The sequence below is a fragment of the Enterobacter sp. CFEC122 genome (assembly GCF_052983755.1).
The window spans coordinates 1-16347 of the sequence record NZ_JBRIQR010000038.1; the positions used below are offsets into that span (position 1 = coordinate 1).

Below are 16347 nucleotides of genomic sequence, written 5' to 3' on the forward strand. Positions count from 1 at the left end.
AGTCAGCTTGGGAAGAAATGACCTGCTTATTCGCACCTTCCCTGACTGCCCCCACACACACCATAACAGGGATATCCCCAGCAACCTGTTTTGCCAGAGTCGCGACACGTTTGCGCTGCTCCGGGGTTAGATAGGCGTAGCTACCGGTAGACCCCAGAATACCCATTGAATCCACCCGTGCCGTCGTAAGGCGGGCCAAAATATTATTGAATCCCTTTTCATCGACGCCGTTGGCGGTAACAGGGGTCATTGGGAAAGCAGACAAGCCGGTGAACATGGTGTTTCTCCTCAATGGTATTACGGTTGTTGCTCTTCAATGAGAGTTACGTCAACCCGCAGACCTGGCGTCATTGCTTCGAGGCCATCGGTCAGCATCTTCCCGGCTTCGTGAAGTTTTTCCAGTGGCATTTGCGGCAGACTCTCCAGAATAAACCACATGTGCTGTGCTTCCACATCTAAGCGGGTTCTGACTCCTTGTCGCCAGTTCCAGCGACGGCAGGTCACACCGGCATCATCACGCCAGATAACTTCACCTTGCGAAGGATATTCAACGGCGATTTCACCCTCTTTTACCGTATCAAACGGCTCAGTGCCTGTTGCCACAACGAGGCGTGGTAGCCCCTGATAGGCAGCAATGTTCTCGCCCCCCACCGGCACGGCGTAGCGAAGGCTAACGGCATTATAGAGATCAACGATGGGGTCAAGTGCTGGCATCGCGCCGTCACGTAATACACGCTTACGTAACGCATCAGCTGAACAAGGGGTGCGTTTAGGCTTAGCGCCAAACGTCTGAAAAATCTCAGCCCATGCAGCTAAATGCGATTCTGCCCACTCAGGCTCACCGACAAGAACCGCTTCACAAGCTTCTCTCAGCGCTGTTTCACCAATATCAGGGTTCAGCACCGGCGCAGCGTTTACATAGATACTGAGTGCCCGGAAACCGGGTGCAATACGATAAATTTCAGGGGCAATTGACGGAGATACTGTTAACACGGAATAATCCTGTAATGACCAATTTAAATCATGATAATGACCAATGACTAAAAAAGTCAATTTAATGACCGATGCTGGTTCGATTGCCAGCACAGTAAATGAAGCTGTATCTCAGCGGATTAAGCTGTATCGCAAACAAAAAAAAATCTCCCTTGATGAACTCTCCCGCCGGGCGGGCGTCAGCAAGGGTGCACTGGTTGAAATTGAGGGGTGCCGGGCAAATCCCAGTATTGCTCTGTTGTGCCGCCTGGCCGTCGCGATGGGGGTTTCGGTGGCAGACTTTGTGGATGTCAGTTCGAAACCAACGGTGCATCTCATCGCTGAAGAGGAAATCCCCGAATTATGGCAAGGCGAAAAAGGCGGACGAGCCAGACTGCTTGCAGGATCAGGTGGCCCTGATATGACCGAGATGTGGATGTGGGAAATGCAACCGGGGGAAAAGTTTGCTTCCCCCGGCCACACAGATGGAACGCTTGAATTGTTTTACGTCCAGGAAGGCACACTCACACTGGGTGTACAAGATCACCTGTATCAAGTGAACACCAACTGTTCGGCAACCGCGAGAACAGACGTTGCGCATTGCTATGAAAACCGAGGAGCGAGCCCATTGGTGTTCATCATGACGGTACATGAGAAATCATCCTGAGAGTTACCCAACATACCGTTCGGTCCTGTCTCGTCACATATTCGTTTACAAGGAGTTAATCAGTGGATAACCCGCATCTCAGTTTTACTAAAGACCTGTTTACGGTCACAACCGATCCCGCCTTTTTTGAGCTGGAAGCCATTCATGATTACCTTTCGCAATCGTCCTGGGCTCCTGGTATTGATATAGAAACGGTCAGTGTATCTATCCAGAACAGCCTTTGTTTTGGCCTACTGGATGGCACAAGACAGATCGGTTTCGCCCGTCTGGTGACAGACTTTGCCACTTTTGGTTATTTGTGCGACGTCTACGTGCTGAACGACTATCAGAAAAGTGGCCTCGGTCGTTGGTTGATTGAATGCTGTCACGCCCATCCATTGATGTCACGCCTGCGACGGATAATGCTGGTCACTGACAGCGCCCCTTGGCTATACCAGAAAATGGGGTATCTCCCGTTGAACCGACCAGACTTTGTCTGGCAGATCAACCGACCAGACATGTATCGTAAAACCGAAGGTAAATGAAGACTGTTTGGAGAGTAATATAGACTGTCAATCCGTAGGGCTGAGCATCTGCTGCGGAATAATTTGGCATATTCGCGAGACAACGTTGAGACGTCTGCTTGAGGCCCGGAACTTAATGTCAACTTAGCCATAGCCCATCTTCCACTTCTTTGCGCTATCTCGTTTATGAACCTAGTCATTCCGGGTATCATTTTGCGATTAGCATTCCAAAACCAAATTTAAGATAGGCATGTTAGCACTATCGCTGCGATCGCCCCTGAGGATTTTCATGAACAACGCCGAACAACAGTTCCTGAACGAGCTGGATAACAAATTCTGGAAAGCCGCCGACAAGCTACGCGCCAACATGGATGCCGCCAACTACAAGCACGTGGTGCTGGGGCTTATCTTCCTCAAGTATGTGTCCGATGCCTTCGAGGCGCGTCAGCAGGAGCTAATCACCTTGTTCCGCGATGTCGGCAACCCGGACAACATCTATGCCATGTCGCGCGACGGTTACGACTCTGATGAAGAGTACGCACAGGCGATTGTGGATGAACTGGAGGTGGAAGATTACTACACCGAAAAGAACATCTTCTGGGTGCCGAAAGCCGCACGCTGGGATACGCTGAAAACGAAAGCGATTCTGCCGACCGGTACGGTGCTGTGGGTGGATGAAACCACCGGACAGGATGTGAAGCTGCGCTCCGTCTCCTGGCTGGTGGACAACGCGCTGGATGAAATCGAAAAAACCAACCCGAAACTGAAAGGCATTCTGAACCGCATTAGCCAGTACCAGTTGGGCAACGAGGTACTGACCGGGCTGATTAACACCTTCTCTGATGCCAACTTCAGCAACCCGGAATATAACGGTGAGAAACTGAGCTTAAAGAGCAAAGATATTCTCGGCCACGTATACGAATATTTCCTCGGTCAGTTCGCGCTGGCGGAAGGTAAGCAGGGCGGCCAGTATTACACGCCAAAAAGTATCGTCACCCTGATTGTTGAAATGCTGCAACCGTATAACGGGCGCGTGTATGACCCGGCGATGGGTTCCGGCGGGTTCTTTGTTTCCAGCGACCGTTTTATCGAAGAGCACGCGGGCGAGAAGCAGTACAACGCCGCCGAGCAGAAGCGCAATATCTCCGTTTACGGCCAAGAGTCCAACCCGACCACCTGGAAGCTGGCGGCGATGAATATGGCGATCCGGGGTATCGACTTTAACTTCGGCAGCAAAAACGCCGATACCCTGCTGGACGACCAGCACCCGGATCTGCGTGCCGACTTCGTGATGGCAAACCCGCCGTTCAACATGAAGGAGTGGTGGAACGCGAAGCTGGAAAACGACGTGCGCTGGAAATATGGTACGCCGCCGCAGGGCAACGCCAACTTTGCGTGGATGCAGCACATGATCCACCACCTCGCGCCAAAAGGTTCGATGGCTCTGCTGCTGGCGAACGGCTCAATGAGTTCCAACACCAACAATGAAGGCGAAATCCGCCGCAACCTGATTGAAGCGGATCTGGTGGAATGTATGGTGGCGCTGCCAGGGCAACTGTTTACCAACACCCAAATCCCGGCCTGCATCTGGTTTCTGACCAAAGATAAATCTGGTGGCAACGGCAAAGCACACCGTAAAGGTGAAGTACTGTTTATAGACGCGCGCCAGATTGGTTATATGAAAGATCGCGTGTTGCGTGATTTTAGCCGTGAAGATATCGCCAAAATTGCCGAGACCTTCCATGCATGGCAATCGGATAAAGACTACGAAGACGAAGCCGGATTCTGCTTCTCGGCAACGCTGGAAGATATTCAGAAAAACGGCTTTGTATTAACCCCTGGGCGCTATGTCGGTGCGGCCGAGCAAGATGAAGATGATGAACCGTTTGCCGAGAAGATGGCACGACTGACGGCGCAGCTAAAAGATCAGCTCGAAGAGAGTGCGAAGCTGGAAGCACAGATTAAGGCGAATCTGGGGGGATTGGGTTATGAGTTTTGAGTTATATGAATACAAAATTGAGGATCTAGGTAAAGTTATCACTGGTAAAACACCACCTTCCAAAATTAGTGATGCTTTTAGCGCACAAGGTATTCCTTTTGTAACGCCAAAAGATATGGACGGTCGTAGACTTATAGATAAAACCGAAAGGTATTTGTCTTCCCAGGGTGTCGAAGCGGTGCGGAATTGCTTACTGCCTCAAAATAGTATTGCGGTATCTTGTATTGGTTCAGATATGGGGAAAACGGTTTTATTACCCGGTGAAAGCATTACTAATCAGCAGATAAATGCCATCGTTGTAGATTCAGAACATTTTGATTACAAGTATGTCTATTATTATCTTTCAACTCTGCAGGATGATTTCAAAGCAATTGCTGGAGGAAGTGCAACCCCAATTTTGAATAAGGGGCACTTTAGCCAATTTAAGGTTTCATTACCCGTTAAACCCGTGCAAAATAAAATCGCTTTAATACTTGACTCCTTGGATACAAAAATAGAAGTAAATACCGAAATCAACCATACTCTCGAACAAATGGCGCAAGCCCTGTTCAAAAGCTGGTTTGTCGATTTTGAACCGGTAAAAGCCAAAATGGCAGTGCTGGAATCGGGCGGTTCGCAGGCAGACGCGATGCTTGCCGCTATGACAGCGATTTCCGGGAAAGATGCTGATGCGCTGGCGGTTTTTGAGCGTGAACATCCTGAGCAATATGCCGAGTTAAAAGCCACGGCAGAGCTGTTTCCATCGGCGATGCAGGAGAGCGAGGGGAGGGATATTCCAAAGGGATGGGCGGTTGTTAAAACTGAAGAATTGACTAGTAAAATTGGAATGGGGCCATTTGGTTCAAATATTAAGGTATCCACCTTTGTTGATGAAGGTATTCCTATAATTAGTGGGCAGCATTTAAAAGAATCTATTCTTAATGATGGTGAGAATAATTTTGTTACACTCGAACATGCCGATAAATTGAAAAGCTCAAATGTATTTAGCGAAGATATCATTTTTACGCATGCAGGGAGTATAGGGCAGGTTTCAATCATTCCTGAATTTTCAGAATATGATCGTTATGTTATATCTCAGCGACAGTTCTTTTTGCGTGCAGACAAAAAACTAATATCTCCTTATTATTTGCTATATTTCTTTAGATCGCGGACAGGACAACATCTATTATTATCAAACGCCTCGCAAGTAGGTGTTCCTTCTATTGCCAGGCCATCATCTCATCTGAAAAATATTGAGTTAGTAGCACCTGATTTTAAACTAGTAAAAAAATTTGAAGATCATTGTAAAACCATAATCAACGGGGTAGTTCAGCGTAAAAAACAAACGGTGTTATTAAAAAATATCCGAGACACCCTTCTCCCCAAACTCCTCTCCGGTGAAATCACCCTGCCGGAAGCCGAGCAGGCGGTAAGCGAGGCGGAAAATGTATAAAGTCGATATGCCAACCAATAGCCTGCACTCGTTGCAGGAGGTGTCTTTTAGCAGCCTCGGTTATACCGAGCGCTATCACCTGCAGGAGTGGCTGGCAAAAAATCCCCAGGCGTTGACCCGCGATAACGATGATGAACTGCTGATTATCCAGAAAGAGTTCGCCGGTTTTGACGACACCAAAGAGCGCCTCGACCTGCTGGCTATCGATAAACAGCGCAATTTGGTGATCATCGAAAATAAGCTCGATGACTCCGGGCGTGACGTAGTGTGGCAGGCGCTGAAATACGCCGGTTACTGCGCCAATCTGCGTAAAGAACAGATTCTGGACATCTTCCAACTCTATCTCGATAAATACGAACCGGAAGAGACCCGTCCGGCGGCAGAGGTGATGGCGGAGTTTCTGGAGTGTGAAAGCCTGGATGAAGTGCAAATTAACCAGAGCCGCACCCAGAGGGTGATGATGGTGGCGGCGAGCTTCCGCAAAGAGGTCACCAATACCGCGCTATGGTTGATGCAGTTTGGCCTGCGTGTGCAGTGCTTTAAGGTGAAACCATACAAATTCAACGATGATGTTTTCGTTGATATTCGCCAGGTGATCCCGACGCCGGAAGCCGAATCCTTCATGATCGGCATGGCGCAGAAAGAAGCCGAAGAGCAGTCCACCAGCGGCGAGCTGAAAACCCGCCATCTGCTGCGCAAAGCTTTCTGGACCAAAATGCTGGAGCGTCTGAAAGCCAGTTCCTGCACGCTGTACAACAATATCAGCCCGTCAACAGACCACTGGCTTAGTGCCGGTTCGGGTATCAGCGCACTTTCTTACAATATGATTTTTAGTAAGAAAGAAACTCGCGTTGAGTTCTGGATTGCCAAATCCTCGGCAGAGAGCAACACCTTTGCCTATAACTGGCTGTATGAGCGTAAAGCGGCGATTGAAGAGACATTTGGTCATGCGCTGAAGTGGGAACCGCTGCCAGGCAAAAAATCCTGCCGAATCTCCTTTGCCACACCTGCTACCAACCTTGATGAGAGCAACTGGCCAGCGATGATCGACTGGCTGCTGGTTAACCTGACGGCGTTTGAAAAAGCGCTCGATCCCTTTATTGCGCCACTGAATATGGCGTTGAAAGAGATATCCAACGTACCGGAAGAAGCGGACGATCCTGAGACAGAGGAAGCCTGATGCTAAGCGAAGACGATTTAGAACAGCAGTGCCTGCAATGGTTTGCTGTACAGGGCTGGGAAGTGCTGCACGGGCCAGATATTGCGCCGGATGGCGACAACCCGTTGCGTGCTTCCTTTCATGATGTGTTTCTTCGCCCGGTGATGCTGGAGCAACTGCAAACCATCAATCCCCATCTCCCTGTTGCCGTGCTGGAAGAGGTGATACTGCGTATCGCCCATGCCCAAAGCCCGGATCTTGTCGTCAGCAACAAAGCCTTCCATCATCTGCTGCTCGACGGTGTGCCCGTTGAGTACAAGCAGGAAGACAAGGTTATCCACGATAAAGCGCTGCTGATGGATTTTAACCGCACCGCCAATAACCGCTTTATGGTGGTCAATCAGGTGGCGATTCAGGGCATAAAACAGGTACGTCGCCCGGATGTGATTGGCTATATCAACGGCCTGCCGGTGGCGGTGCTTGAGCTGAAAAGCCCGATTGATGCCAGTGCCGATATCTGGGCGGCGTTTAACCAGCTACAGACCTATAAAAACGAACTGAGCGACCTGTTTATCTGCAATGAAGCGCTGGTGGTAAGCGACGGGCAGAATGCGCGTATCGGCTCGCTGACCGCCGATGAAGAGCGTTTCCTGCCGTGGAAAACCGTGGCTAACGAAGACGACAAGCCGCAGTTTGACTGGCAGCTTAAAACGGTAGTGCAGGGCTTCTTTAATCGCGAACTGCTGCTCGATTACATTCGTTTCTTTGTGCTGTTTGAAAACGATGGCAAACGGCTTATCAAAAAGATTGCCGCATACCATCAGTTCCACGCGGTGCGTGAAGCGGTTGCGGCGACGATTGTGGCGTCTACCGGCAAATATCTGCCATTACGGAGTAACATCCAGCCGGGCAGTAAAAAAGCAGGCGTGGTGTGGCATACCCAGGGCTCTGGCAAGAGTATCTCCATGTGCTGTTACGCCGGAAAGCTGCTGCAACAGGCGGAGATGAACAACCCGACCATCGTGGTGGTGACGGATCGTAACGATCTCGACGGGCAGCTCTATGCCACGTTTTGCCAGGCGCAGGATTTACTCAAGCAAACGCCGTTACAGGCTAATGACCGTGACGAATTGCGCGAACTGCTCAATGCCCGTGAATCCGGCGGCATTATCTTTACCACTGTGCAAAAGTTTGCGCCTCTGGACAACGAGCAGAGCCATCCGGCACTTAACTCACGCAGCAACATCGTGGTGATTTCCGATGAAGCGCACCGTAGCCAGTATGGCCTGAGCGCCACGCTGGACCGGCAAACCGGGGCCTATAAATACGGCTACGCCAAGCATATGCGCGATGCGCTACCGAATGCGTCGTTTATGGGCTTTACCGGTACACCGATTGCGTCTGAAGATAAAGATACCCGTGCCGTGTTCGGTGATTATGTCTCGATCTACGATATTCAGGATGCGGTGGATGACGGCGCGACGGTGCCAATTTACTACGAATCCCGCTTGGCAAAGCTCGACCTGAACCATGAGGAGCTGGAAACGCTCTCCGATCAGGTGGATGAGCTGGTGGAAGATGAAGAGACCGGCCAGCAGGAGAAAACCAAAGGTGACTGGAGCCGTCTGGAAAAGCTGGTCGGTTCAGAGCCACGTATTCAGCAGGTCGCCGCCGATCTGGTTCAGCATTTTGAAACACGTAACACTGCCATGAACGGCAAGGCGATGGTTGTCGCCATGAGCCGCGAGATCTGCGTGAAACTGTACGATGCCATCGTGGCGATACGCCCTGAATGGCACAGTGAAGACGTTGAACAAGGGGCGATCAAAGTCATCATGACCGGATCAGCGTCAGATAAAGATCATCTGCAATCGCATATCTACAACAAACAGACCAAAAAACGCCTGGAAGCCCGCTTTAAAGATCTAAATGACCCGCTGAAACTGGTGATTGTGCGGGATATGTGGCTGACTGGGTTTGACGCGCCGTGCTGCCACACCATGTATATCGACAAGCCGATGCGTGGCCACAACCTGATGCAGGCCATTGCGCGTGTTAACCGCGTGTTCCGCGATAAGCCCGGCGGGCTGGTGGTCGATTACATCGGCATTGCCAACGAGCTGAAGCAGGCGCTGAAAACCTATACCGACTCAAAAGGCAAAGGGCAGTCCACGGTCGATGCCCGGGAAGCCTTTGCCATTCTGCTGGAAAAAATCGACATTATTCATGGGATGTTTGCGCCCTCGGCAGGAAAACCCGGCTTCAGTTACGCAGGTTTTTCTCGCGACCCGTTAGCGTTCTTACGCGATGCGGTGAACTATATTCTGGGGCTGGATGACGGTAAAAAACGCTACCTCGATGTTTCGCTGGCGATGAGTAAAGCCTGGTCACTGTGTAATACGCTGGATGAGGCGAAACCCTTACAGGAGGAGTTCGCGTTTCTTTCGGCGGTCAGGGTGGGGCTTATCAAGCTCGATCCGAAGGCAAAGTTTAGCCAGTCAGAAAAAAACTCTCTGCTGAGCAAGATCCTCGATAACGCGGTTGTCGCGACCGGGGTTGAGGATGTCTTCGCACTCGCCGGGCTGGATAAACCGAACATAGGTTTGCTGTCCGATGAGTTTTTGGAAGAAGTGCGGGAAATGCCGCAGCGTAATCTGGCAGTGGAACTGCTGGAAAAACTGCTCAATGACGGCATTCATGCCCGTTCGGGCAATAACGTGGTGCAGCAGAAGAAATACTCCGACCGACTGAAAGCGGTGCTGCTCAAATACAATAACCGCGCCATTGAGACCGCGCAGGTGATTGAAGAGCTGATCCAGATGGCGAAAGCGTTCCAGGAGGCGATGGCGCGTGATGATGCGCTGGGGCTGACCCCGGATGAAATCGCCTTCTATGATGCGCTGGCTGAAAATGAAAGTGCAGTGCGTGAACTGGGCGATGATACGCTGAGAAAGCTGGCCATCGAAGTGACATTGAAATTGCGGCAGTCCACCACCGTGGACTGGCAGGTGCGTGAAAGCGTGCGTGCCCGATTGCGTATTCTGGTGCGCCAGACGCTGCGTAAGTATAAGTATCCGCCGGACAAAACGCCGGGCGCCGTGGAACTGATTTTGAAGCAGGCAGAAGTGGTGTCGAACAGCTGGACAGTCTAAAACGTTCATCGATTATCTTGACGGAGGTGGTTCAATGTCGGTTACTGTAACAGTTGAAAAAGTAGGGGCGGCATTTGCATTGATCAAATGCCACCATAGGCTTGAAGCAGAATATGAATTTACTGGTGAGTTTCTCGGGCTTTCACACGAGCTGAAGTTTGCAGGGAAGAATTTACGAGAACTGAGAGAAACTGGCTGTTCTATTTATGGAATTTATCAGGATGAATACGGCATGACCTTACTTCCTGATCATCCCGGCATTAAACTGGCCGAAATACTAGCGGTATCAAATATAGGACTGAATAAATTTTCGGTTTACATGGGATGTCGCGAGCAAGAGATAGTTGAATTGTTGAACGGTTCAGTTTCACTGACGAAAGCTATGGCACTCCGGTTATCGCATGTAGTCGGTGGAAGTTGGTCGAAGTGGATGTTAATTCAAGAGCAGTTTGAATTACAGTTGGCACAACGAGAGATTAAAGAATTAATGATTTTGACTAATATCGGGGATGAGGTCGTTGGATTATAGTAAAACAACCATCTTTAACTGATGGGTTTGGCCTTTCCATCCATAAGAAAGGCCATCGTTGTAAAAAATAAATTACCCGCGACTGCAGCCGAAATTATGGTCCCCATCACCGACTATTTTAGTTCTTACTTTGGTCATGTAATCCACTCTATTCATCAAATCGCTATAAGTCTGCTCAAAGTTGTCCCTTTTACGATTGAGAAGGTATTTGCCATTTGGCGGGTAATTAACTAACTTCCCCGAGCTATCTATCGGGATGCCAAGTGCACTGTACCAAGCTGTTGTTATCATTGTTCTTATCGTATTACGGTTTAAATCGTAATCACCTACATGATAATAAGCATCCTGATTGAAGCACAGTATCAAATGGTAATGCCGCTTTCCATTTTTGGTATATTCTCGGACCCATGCGTAACGTAAGGTTGAATGTCGGGTATCAGGCCAGTCTTTCCGTTGAGTTTTAATATGCTTATCGTGTTCAAGCTTTGCTTTTAACGCACTGGTAAAGCGAGATATAGCAGCAGAGTCAACCCTAGGTTGAAAGAATGGGTTATCTATTTCTTCTGTATCAATTGGGTCATGCAGATCAACACGAAGAATCATTGAGTTAGGATGTTCATTGAGGGAGTCTTCAATAACCTGTTTGATTCTATCCCGATATAGGGATATGTGTGATCCGAATTCACTATCGTATGTCATATAGCATCCTGTTTGATGATATTGGAGTAAGTGATGGATTTAATATATATTACCTATCATGACAACAAACCATTAACTGAACTGGGCTAATTATTCATTTTTGCTCTTGAATTAAAAACAATTAATCAGAATGAAGTTGAGGAGTTCAAGCCAGCGATAGCTATTAATGTGGTTTTCCCCTTTTTTCCTACAAGGATTTTATTTTGAGAGAATAATGTACTGAGTAATTCATTTGCTTTACTACGATTCCTGAATTTATTAGGACCATATTGGAGTATGGTGTTTTTCGTAATAAAAGGTTTACAATAACGAATGCAATAGTTTTTTATCCAGCAGTAAAGCTCATCTGTTTCCGCAACATCTAAAGAAAACTTTTCTTTTTTGGAGAACAAACGGATGTATTCTTCAATATACCAGGCCATTATATCCACTGCTGCTTTTACAGCGGCAATAGATATATCGCCCTCATCACCACTGAAGTAATGTAGTAAGGCAGCAAGCCTCGCCATATTCTCCGCCATTTTAGATGCATAATCCTTAAAATCAGACAGGAAGCCAAGCAACCCCATTTCTGACTCGACTTTGTTATAAAATTCGAGCCAGTGTTTTTCTGCTTCGGGAGAGAAACGCAGACACTGACGCTCATTTTCCTCATTTCTCGCAATGCTCTCATTAACAATGTCTATCAGTCGTTGATGAAATACCGGCAGATGCTCATTTGAGACAACCGGACTGGTAATTTGCCTGTTGCCCTGTGTTGAACCCGGTTGACATATCAAACATCGGGCGAAGAATCCGATCCCTTTCGCGGCATCGCCTTTTCGTTCCAGATACCCTTTTTTAAACACATCAGGCTGAATCATCAACCCCAGCGTCATTCTGGCATCTTTGATTAATTTATCTGGCTCGCTTTTTCTTTCCACGGGAAACATTGCGCCATCCCACATTTTATTGATGAACGGCAGTTCATTCAGCGCATAGCCGTCAAAAATAGTGCCAGCTTCATCAGACATAAGTCCTATGGACCGCCAGCGTCCACAGAGAGAGTCTTTTATCGCCGCAGGTGTGGCATCGTTGTATATCTGCCTTAACCGGACCGGTGCTTTTGGAGACGCAGCCAGTAACACTTTCAGCCGTTCATTCGTTGTGGAGTGATCTTTATTAAGGCGAATATCGGATTTCAATTTTGACATCAGTGCTTTCTTTTCAATATTAAAAACCGTTTCTTCATTCCTCCAGACAATTAGGTCCTGGGTATATTTTTTAGACCATTCTTCTTCCAGTTGATACATTGGCTTCATCAGTAGTTTGTCCACAGTGCTTTTGCGCTCACCAGAATCAGCCAGTGTCAGTAAAAAAAGCGATACAGGGCTGCGCAGATTATTCAATCTGCACACATCAATCCGGTTCTGGCAGGCAAGCGAAATTACTCCCAATACCGATGCAGCAATCAAAGCTTGGGGAGCCTGGGTCTGCTGCTCCGCTTCATATACAGCATTTCTGATGATCTGCGGGAACACATGCACAGGGAAAGGACGACCGTTAAACATATAACACCTCTAATACAATTCACGTTAAAAATTCCCGCACAATTTGCTATTCCGCTATTAATAGCGGAAGTAGCAGGGTTAACGCGGGTCACTCAGAAAATGATCTCCCTTGAAACTAACGTTCATTGATCCAATAGAGCAGATCACTTAATAGCCATCCGCAGGATTTCAGGCCAATAGGCTTACGTAGCGGAAACTTACCAACCTGTTCCATTTTCCACGCGGTAGAGCGGGAAATTGAAGTAATATATTGCCGTTCTTTTTCTCGTACTAATCGATCGCAAGTCTCACCATAATCTCTTAATACTTTTATACGTTGTTCATTTGTTAACTTGAAAGGCATCATTTGAGTTTCCTTGTTGATAGCGTGAAATTATAATGGTCGAGCCAAGATACGTGCGCAACATTCACGATTCTCATTAAGGAAAAGAGAACTTAAAACAAAATAAAAAACTTTACTATCAACAGGTTATGCCATGCATGCATTTTCCCTTATTAAGGGGTGCTATGATATGACTGAGATAAATTGCACACAGCAAACCATATATCACAGAAATAATATGTGAAAGATTCATGCTGGAGAAGAGCTGAAGGATGATTGCTGAAACGACTTTCAATAAATTCAAGAACCTTGTATTACCTGAGAATTACAAGCGTACTGATAAGTAACTCTCAGATTTAAAGAGATTACTGTTTAGCATCCATTTTTTTGAATTCTGTACACCAAGACTCAACAGTCTTTAATTGGAAGGAGTAAACAATATCATGTGACCTTGCTATGGAATCGAATTTTTTAATTAAATCCTTTGCAACAAACTTATCCATTCCATAGTGAGCTTTAATGAGAAGATAAATTGCATTTACTGTTGCCTTTCCTGCTCTTGGGACAGAGCTTTTAACTTTTGATGTCGCGCCATTATTTGACAACCCTTTTTTCAACTCATTATTTTCACTTCTAAGCATTTCAATATCTTTGATGAAATTTCCTCTATCAACAAGGAAGTTTTCCATATCTTTATGATACTTTTTTATGTCATCTAAAAGATTACTGTTTTCGCTTTTTAAAGCATTATTTATCCTCAGTAGTTCCTCAAAATTTTCTCGTGTCAAATCAGACTTATCAAACATTTTTTATCCTTTTAAAATCAACAAACATCTTGCAACCAAAAAAAATTACGATAAGCAATGTGAATTTAACTGGACCAAACTATCGTCAAACACCTACAATACTAGCAGCAGCCATCAGGAAATTTTTCATGAGAAAACATACATCATCTCAAGTAACTAAAGCAAAAATCCTCCGTGCCGTTGCCAGTTCAACTGCAATCGAAACGGGTGTTTCTATCCCAAAAATTGAGCAGCAACTGAAACAAAATCAGGCACAGGCGAAAGCCGTTGGCCTCGCCCGCTAGTCTGGCAAGATATCGCTCATCAGCTGCATCATAGGGCTGTAGTTCCCTGAGACACCTGCCTGTATTGCCTTGAAGTAAAACACCTTGTGCTCATCCCACAGGCTGTAGTCCAATAAGCCCTTCCCCGCCAGTACCGACAACACATCGCAAAGCAATCTCGACAGACGCCCGTTACCTTCTCTGAATGGGTGGATCAAAATAAATTCCACATGACATTCAGCCAGATAACGAACCAGCTCCGGACGAGCCAGGGATTTCAGTTCACCAGACCGAGAAAGAAACTGCTTCTCGAAACCATCAAGCAGCAGCGGAATCCTGTCGGCAGCCGCAAACTGAAAGCCGTCCTTAGTCAGGTTAGCGTTACGTAGCCTCCCTGCCCAATCGTACACATTCCCTAGCCACTGGCGATGCCACCTGCTGACGTGCTCAAAAGCCAGCGCCTCAGGCGGCTGGCCCTCAATAAATAGCTGCTCATACAACATCAGCAGCAAGCCAGACTCCAGCGCCTCCATTTCCTGCTCATCAATGATCCCCAGCTTATTGGCAAGCACTAGGTCGTTTGAGCCTGGCTGATATCGCTCTTCTGCTGAATTAAGCTCATATTTTGACAAGCCCTTACCTCCGCCCAAACAGGTTCACAACGTTGTTTTCATGCTGCCGCTGATAGTTATTAACCCGGTCTTCCCAGATCTCAAGCGCCCTACGCTTTTCAGGCAGGTAATCATAACGATCATAGTGTTTCGAGCTAACGTCGTTCAAAGCGTGATTTTGAATACGGTCACGGATCTCTTTGCTGATCCCCGCCTCCCCCATCAGCGTTTTACAGGTACGGCGTAAATCTCGCGCCGTGAAAACTTTAAACTCAGGATTAAAGGCCCGAAAATACATGATGGAACGCGCCAGACTATCCGTGCGCACTGGACGCTCACCGTTCGTTGATAACGGAAAAATATAGGGACTGTTACTTTCCTTAGTCAGCTCTTTAACTGAGGCTAATTCCTGTAGTGCCGATTCAGTCAGCGGGATCAGGTGCTCACGCTTGTTTTTCGATACATCGGCTATGACCAGCAACGTCTTCTGTTGCCAATCAATAGCACTCCACTGGCTGGCAATCATTTCAAACGGGCGCTGTCCACCAGCATAGACACAGAAGCGGATAAGATGCTGCATCAGCGGCCCAACATTAGTGGCCTGTGCGAACTGCTCCATGACAAAACGCAGTTCTTCCAGCGTTAACCATGTATCACCCACTTTCTCCGCCGAGGACTGCTTCGGTATGGCCGATACCGGATTTACTTCAAGACCAAACGTAATACCCACGCTGGTATTCATCGGATCGTTATCGGCTTTCAGGCCGTAGTTAAATGCCGCCATCAGGTAGGAACGAATGCGGTTTGCATGGACTACCGCATCACGCTGGATAATGCCTGAGAGGATGGTTTTGACCTGAAGAGGTGTTACATCTTTCGCTTTAGTTTCGCGAGGGATAACCGTGTAGCACTCTTTTTCAAGGCGCTTCAGAACATCAGCCCAGGTCCGCTTATTGTCGAGCTTCATCTTGTTAACGTAGCCATGCACCAGCTCCTCAAACGATCCTTGAGAGCGATGGATCTGCATAATGTGCTGCTCGGCCAGGCGTTGTTGCTCAAGTTCTTGCTGGGGTTCTTTCCCTTCAACAAGCCAGGCACCATACTTTTTCGCAAGCTCGTTGGCCGTCACCAGTTTCATCTCAGGCCAGATGCCCAACTGGATGAACTTCTCTTTCTTCCCTTTCTCAACGTAGTAACGGAAATAAAAAACTTTGCTGCCTGAAGGCTGAACCTTAACGCCAAGCCTGCCAGTACCACGTTGAGCGCTGTTGCTCCATACGTAGTACGCCGTGCTTTTTGTCTTCAATCCACGTATAGCAGTCTCGGTAAGATTAGCGGCCATGAGTTTACCTTTCTAAGGATAAGCGTTACCTGACCCGATGCCCATTTCGGGTCAGGTAACGGGTCAGGTAAGGATAGTACAATGGGGAAATGAGAGAACCAATCAGAAACAAAAATAATTTCATAACTAATTGATTATAGGCAATTAAAAATACAAACAGAGACAATCCCGAACAATTAAAAACATGCCAATTTTATGACTCATAATCGCTTGGTCGCTGGTTCAAGTCCAGCAGGGGCCACCAAATTTTAGCAGTAAATACATATACTTAGGCCACTCACGCGAGTGGCCTTTTTGTTTATTTAAATCCCGTTGGCAGCGAAATGGCAGCAGGAGTTCCA

The 16347-nt window shown here is 47.6% G+C and carries 16 protein-coding genes; 8 read left to right on the forward strand and 8 right to left on the reverse strand.

Going from position 1 to position 16347, the window contains the following annotated elements; all coding sequences use genetic code 11:
• Together ACVCAM_RS20945 and ACVCAM_RS20950 are read right to left on the reverse strand one after the other, a co-directional pair.
• Positions 1-277, reverse strand: a 277-nt coding sequence (locus tag ACVCAM_RS20945) for a dihydrodipicolinate synthase family protein (RefSeq protein ID WP_193389576.1), incomplete at its 3' end; no start/stop codon positions are given.
• Positions 278-297: 20 nt separating this feature from the next.
• A complete protein-coding gene (locus ACVCAM_RS20950; protein ID WP_023336806.1) occupies positions 298-993 on the reverse strand; it encodes a B3/B4 domain-containing protein in 696 nt (231 codons plus the stop codon).
• A 43-nt stretch (positions 994-1036) separates the two neighbouring features.
• Between ACVCAM_RS20950 and ACVCAM_RS20955 the strand changes: the two genes are divergently transcribed.
• The 7 genes from ACVCAM_RS20955 to ACVCAM_RS20985 all read left to right on the forward strand — a co-directional run bounded on the left by ACVCAM_RS20955 (position 1037) and on the right by ACVCAM_RS20985 (position 10413).
• Positions 1037-1639, forward strand: a complete 603-nt coding sequence (locus ACVCAM_RS20955; protein ID WP_001581470.1) for a helix-turn-helix domain-containing protein — start codon at positions 1037-1039, stop codon at positions 1637-1639.
• Between the two features lie 62 nt (positions 1640-1701).
• Complete coding sequence (locus ACVCAM_RS20960; RefSeq protein ID WP_019077728.1) at positions 1702-2163, forward strand: GNAT family N-acetyltransferase; 462 nt, start codon at positions 1702-1704, stop codon at positions 2161-2163.
• A 268-nt stretch (positions 2164-2431) separates the two neighbouring features.
• Positions 2432-4141: a class I SAM-dependent DNA methyltransferase gene (locus ACVCAM_RS20965; RefSeq protein WP_111986662.1), complete on the forward strand. Its 1710-nt coding sequence runs from the start codon at positions 2432-2434 to the stop codon at positions 4139-4141.
• The gene (locus tag ACVCAM_RS20970; RefSeq protein WP_111986663.1) at positions 4131-5573 is read left to right on the forward strand and encodes a restriction endonuclease subunit S; all 1443 of its coding nucleotides are present in this window, start codon (positions 4131-4133) and stop codon (positions 5571-5573) included. Before ACVCAM_RS20965 ends, ACVCAM_RS20970 begins: the two co-directional genes overlap by 11 nt.
• Complete coding sequence (locus ACVCAM_RS20975) at positions 5566-6753, forward strand: DUF4268 domain-containing protein (protein ID WP_032180907.1); 1188 nt, start codon at positions 5566-5568, stop codon at positions 6751-6753. The genes ACVCAM_RS20970 and ACVCAM_RS20975 overlap by 8 nt, the downstream gene beginning before the upstream one ends.
• Complete coding sequence (locus ACVCAM_RS20980; RefSeq protein ID WP_032180906.1) at positions 6753-9884, forward strand: type I restriction endonuclease subunit R; 3132 nt, start codon at positions 6753-6755, stop codon at positions 9882-9884. The genes ACVCAM_RS20975 and ACVCAM_RS20980 overlap by 1 nt, the downstream gene beginning before the upstream one ends.
• A 34-nt stretch (positions 9885-9918) precedes the next feature.
• Complete coding sequence (locus ACVCAM_RS20985) at positions 9919-10413, forward strand: helix-turn-helix transcriptional regulator (RefSeq protein WP_407223658.1); 495 nt, start codon at positions 9919-9921, stop codon at positions 10411-10413.
• 72 nt (positions 10414-10485) lie between these two features.
• Here ACVCAM_RS20985 and ACVCAM_RS20990 read toward each other — a convergent pair whose 3' ends face one another.
• The 4 genes from ACVCAM_RS20990 to ACVCAM_RS21005 all read right to left on the reverse strand — a co-directional run bounded on the left by ACVCAM_RS20990 (position 10486) and on the right by ACVCAM_RS21005 (position 13790).
• Positions 10486-11112 (reverse strand): inovirus Gp2 family protein, encoded by a 627-nt coding sequence (locus ACVCAM_RS20990; RefSeq protein WP_447093660.1) that lies wholly within the window; start codon positions 11110-11112, stop codon positions 10486-10488.
• A 125-nt stretch (positions 11113-11237) separates the two neighbouring features.
• Positions 11238-12662 carry a YfjI family protein gene (locus ACVCAM_RS20995; RefSeq protein ID WP_181519120.1) on the reverse strand — a complete coding sequence of 475 codons (1425 nt, stop codon included), beginning with the start codon at positions 12660-12662 and terminating at the stop codon, positions 11238-11240.
• Positions 12663-12777: 115 nt separating this feature from the next.
• On the reverse strand, positions 12778-13008 hold the full coding sequence (locus ACVCAM_RS21000) for a helix-turn-helix transcriptional regulator (protein ID WP_111986693.1): 231 nt from the start codon (positions 13006-13008) through the stop codon (positions 12778-12780).
• A gap of 341 nt (positions 13009-13349) precedes the next feature.
• Positions 13350-13790, reverse strand: coding sequence for a hypothetical protein (locus tag ACVCAM_RS21005; RefSeq protein ID WP_000459847.1), 441 nt, complete (start codon positions 13788-13790; stop codon positions 13350-13352).
• Between the two features lie 128 nt (positions 13791-13918).
• On the opposite strand from ACVCAM_RS21005, the gene ACVCAM_RS21010 reads away from it, so the two are divergent.
• On the forward strand, positions 13919-14074 hold the full coding sequence (locus ACVCAM_RS21010; RefSeq protein ID WP_001225594.1) for a hypothetical protein: 156 nt from the start codon (positions 13919-13921) through the stop codon (positions 14072-14074).
• On the opposite strand, the gene ACVCAM_RS21015 is transcribed toward ACVCAM_RS21010, so the two are convergent.
• Positions 14071-14685: a Fic/DOC family protein gene (locus ACVCAM_RS21015; RefSeq protein WP_000049639.1), complete on the reverse strand. Its 615-nt coding sequence runs from the start codon at positions 14683-14685 to the stop codon at positions 14071-14073. The genes ACVCAM_RS21010 and ACVCAM_RS21015 overlap by 4 nt on opposite strands.
• Positions 14686-14689: 4 nt before the next feature.
• Positions 14690-16006 carry a tyrosine-type recombinase/integrase gene (locus ACVCAM_RS21020; protein WP_045269869.1) on the reverse strand — a complete coding sequence of 439 codons (1317 nt, stop codon included), beginning with the start codon at positions 16004-16006 and terminating at the stop codon, positions 14690-14692.
• Between the last annotated feature and the right edge of the window lie 341 nt (positions 16007-16347).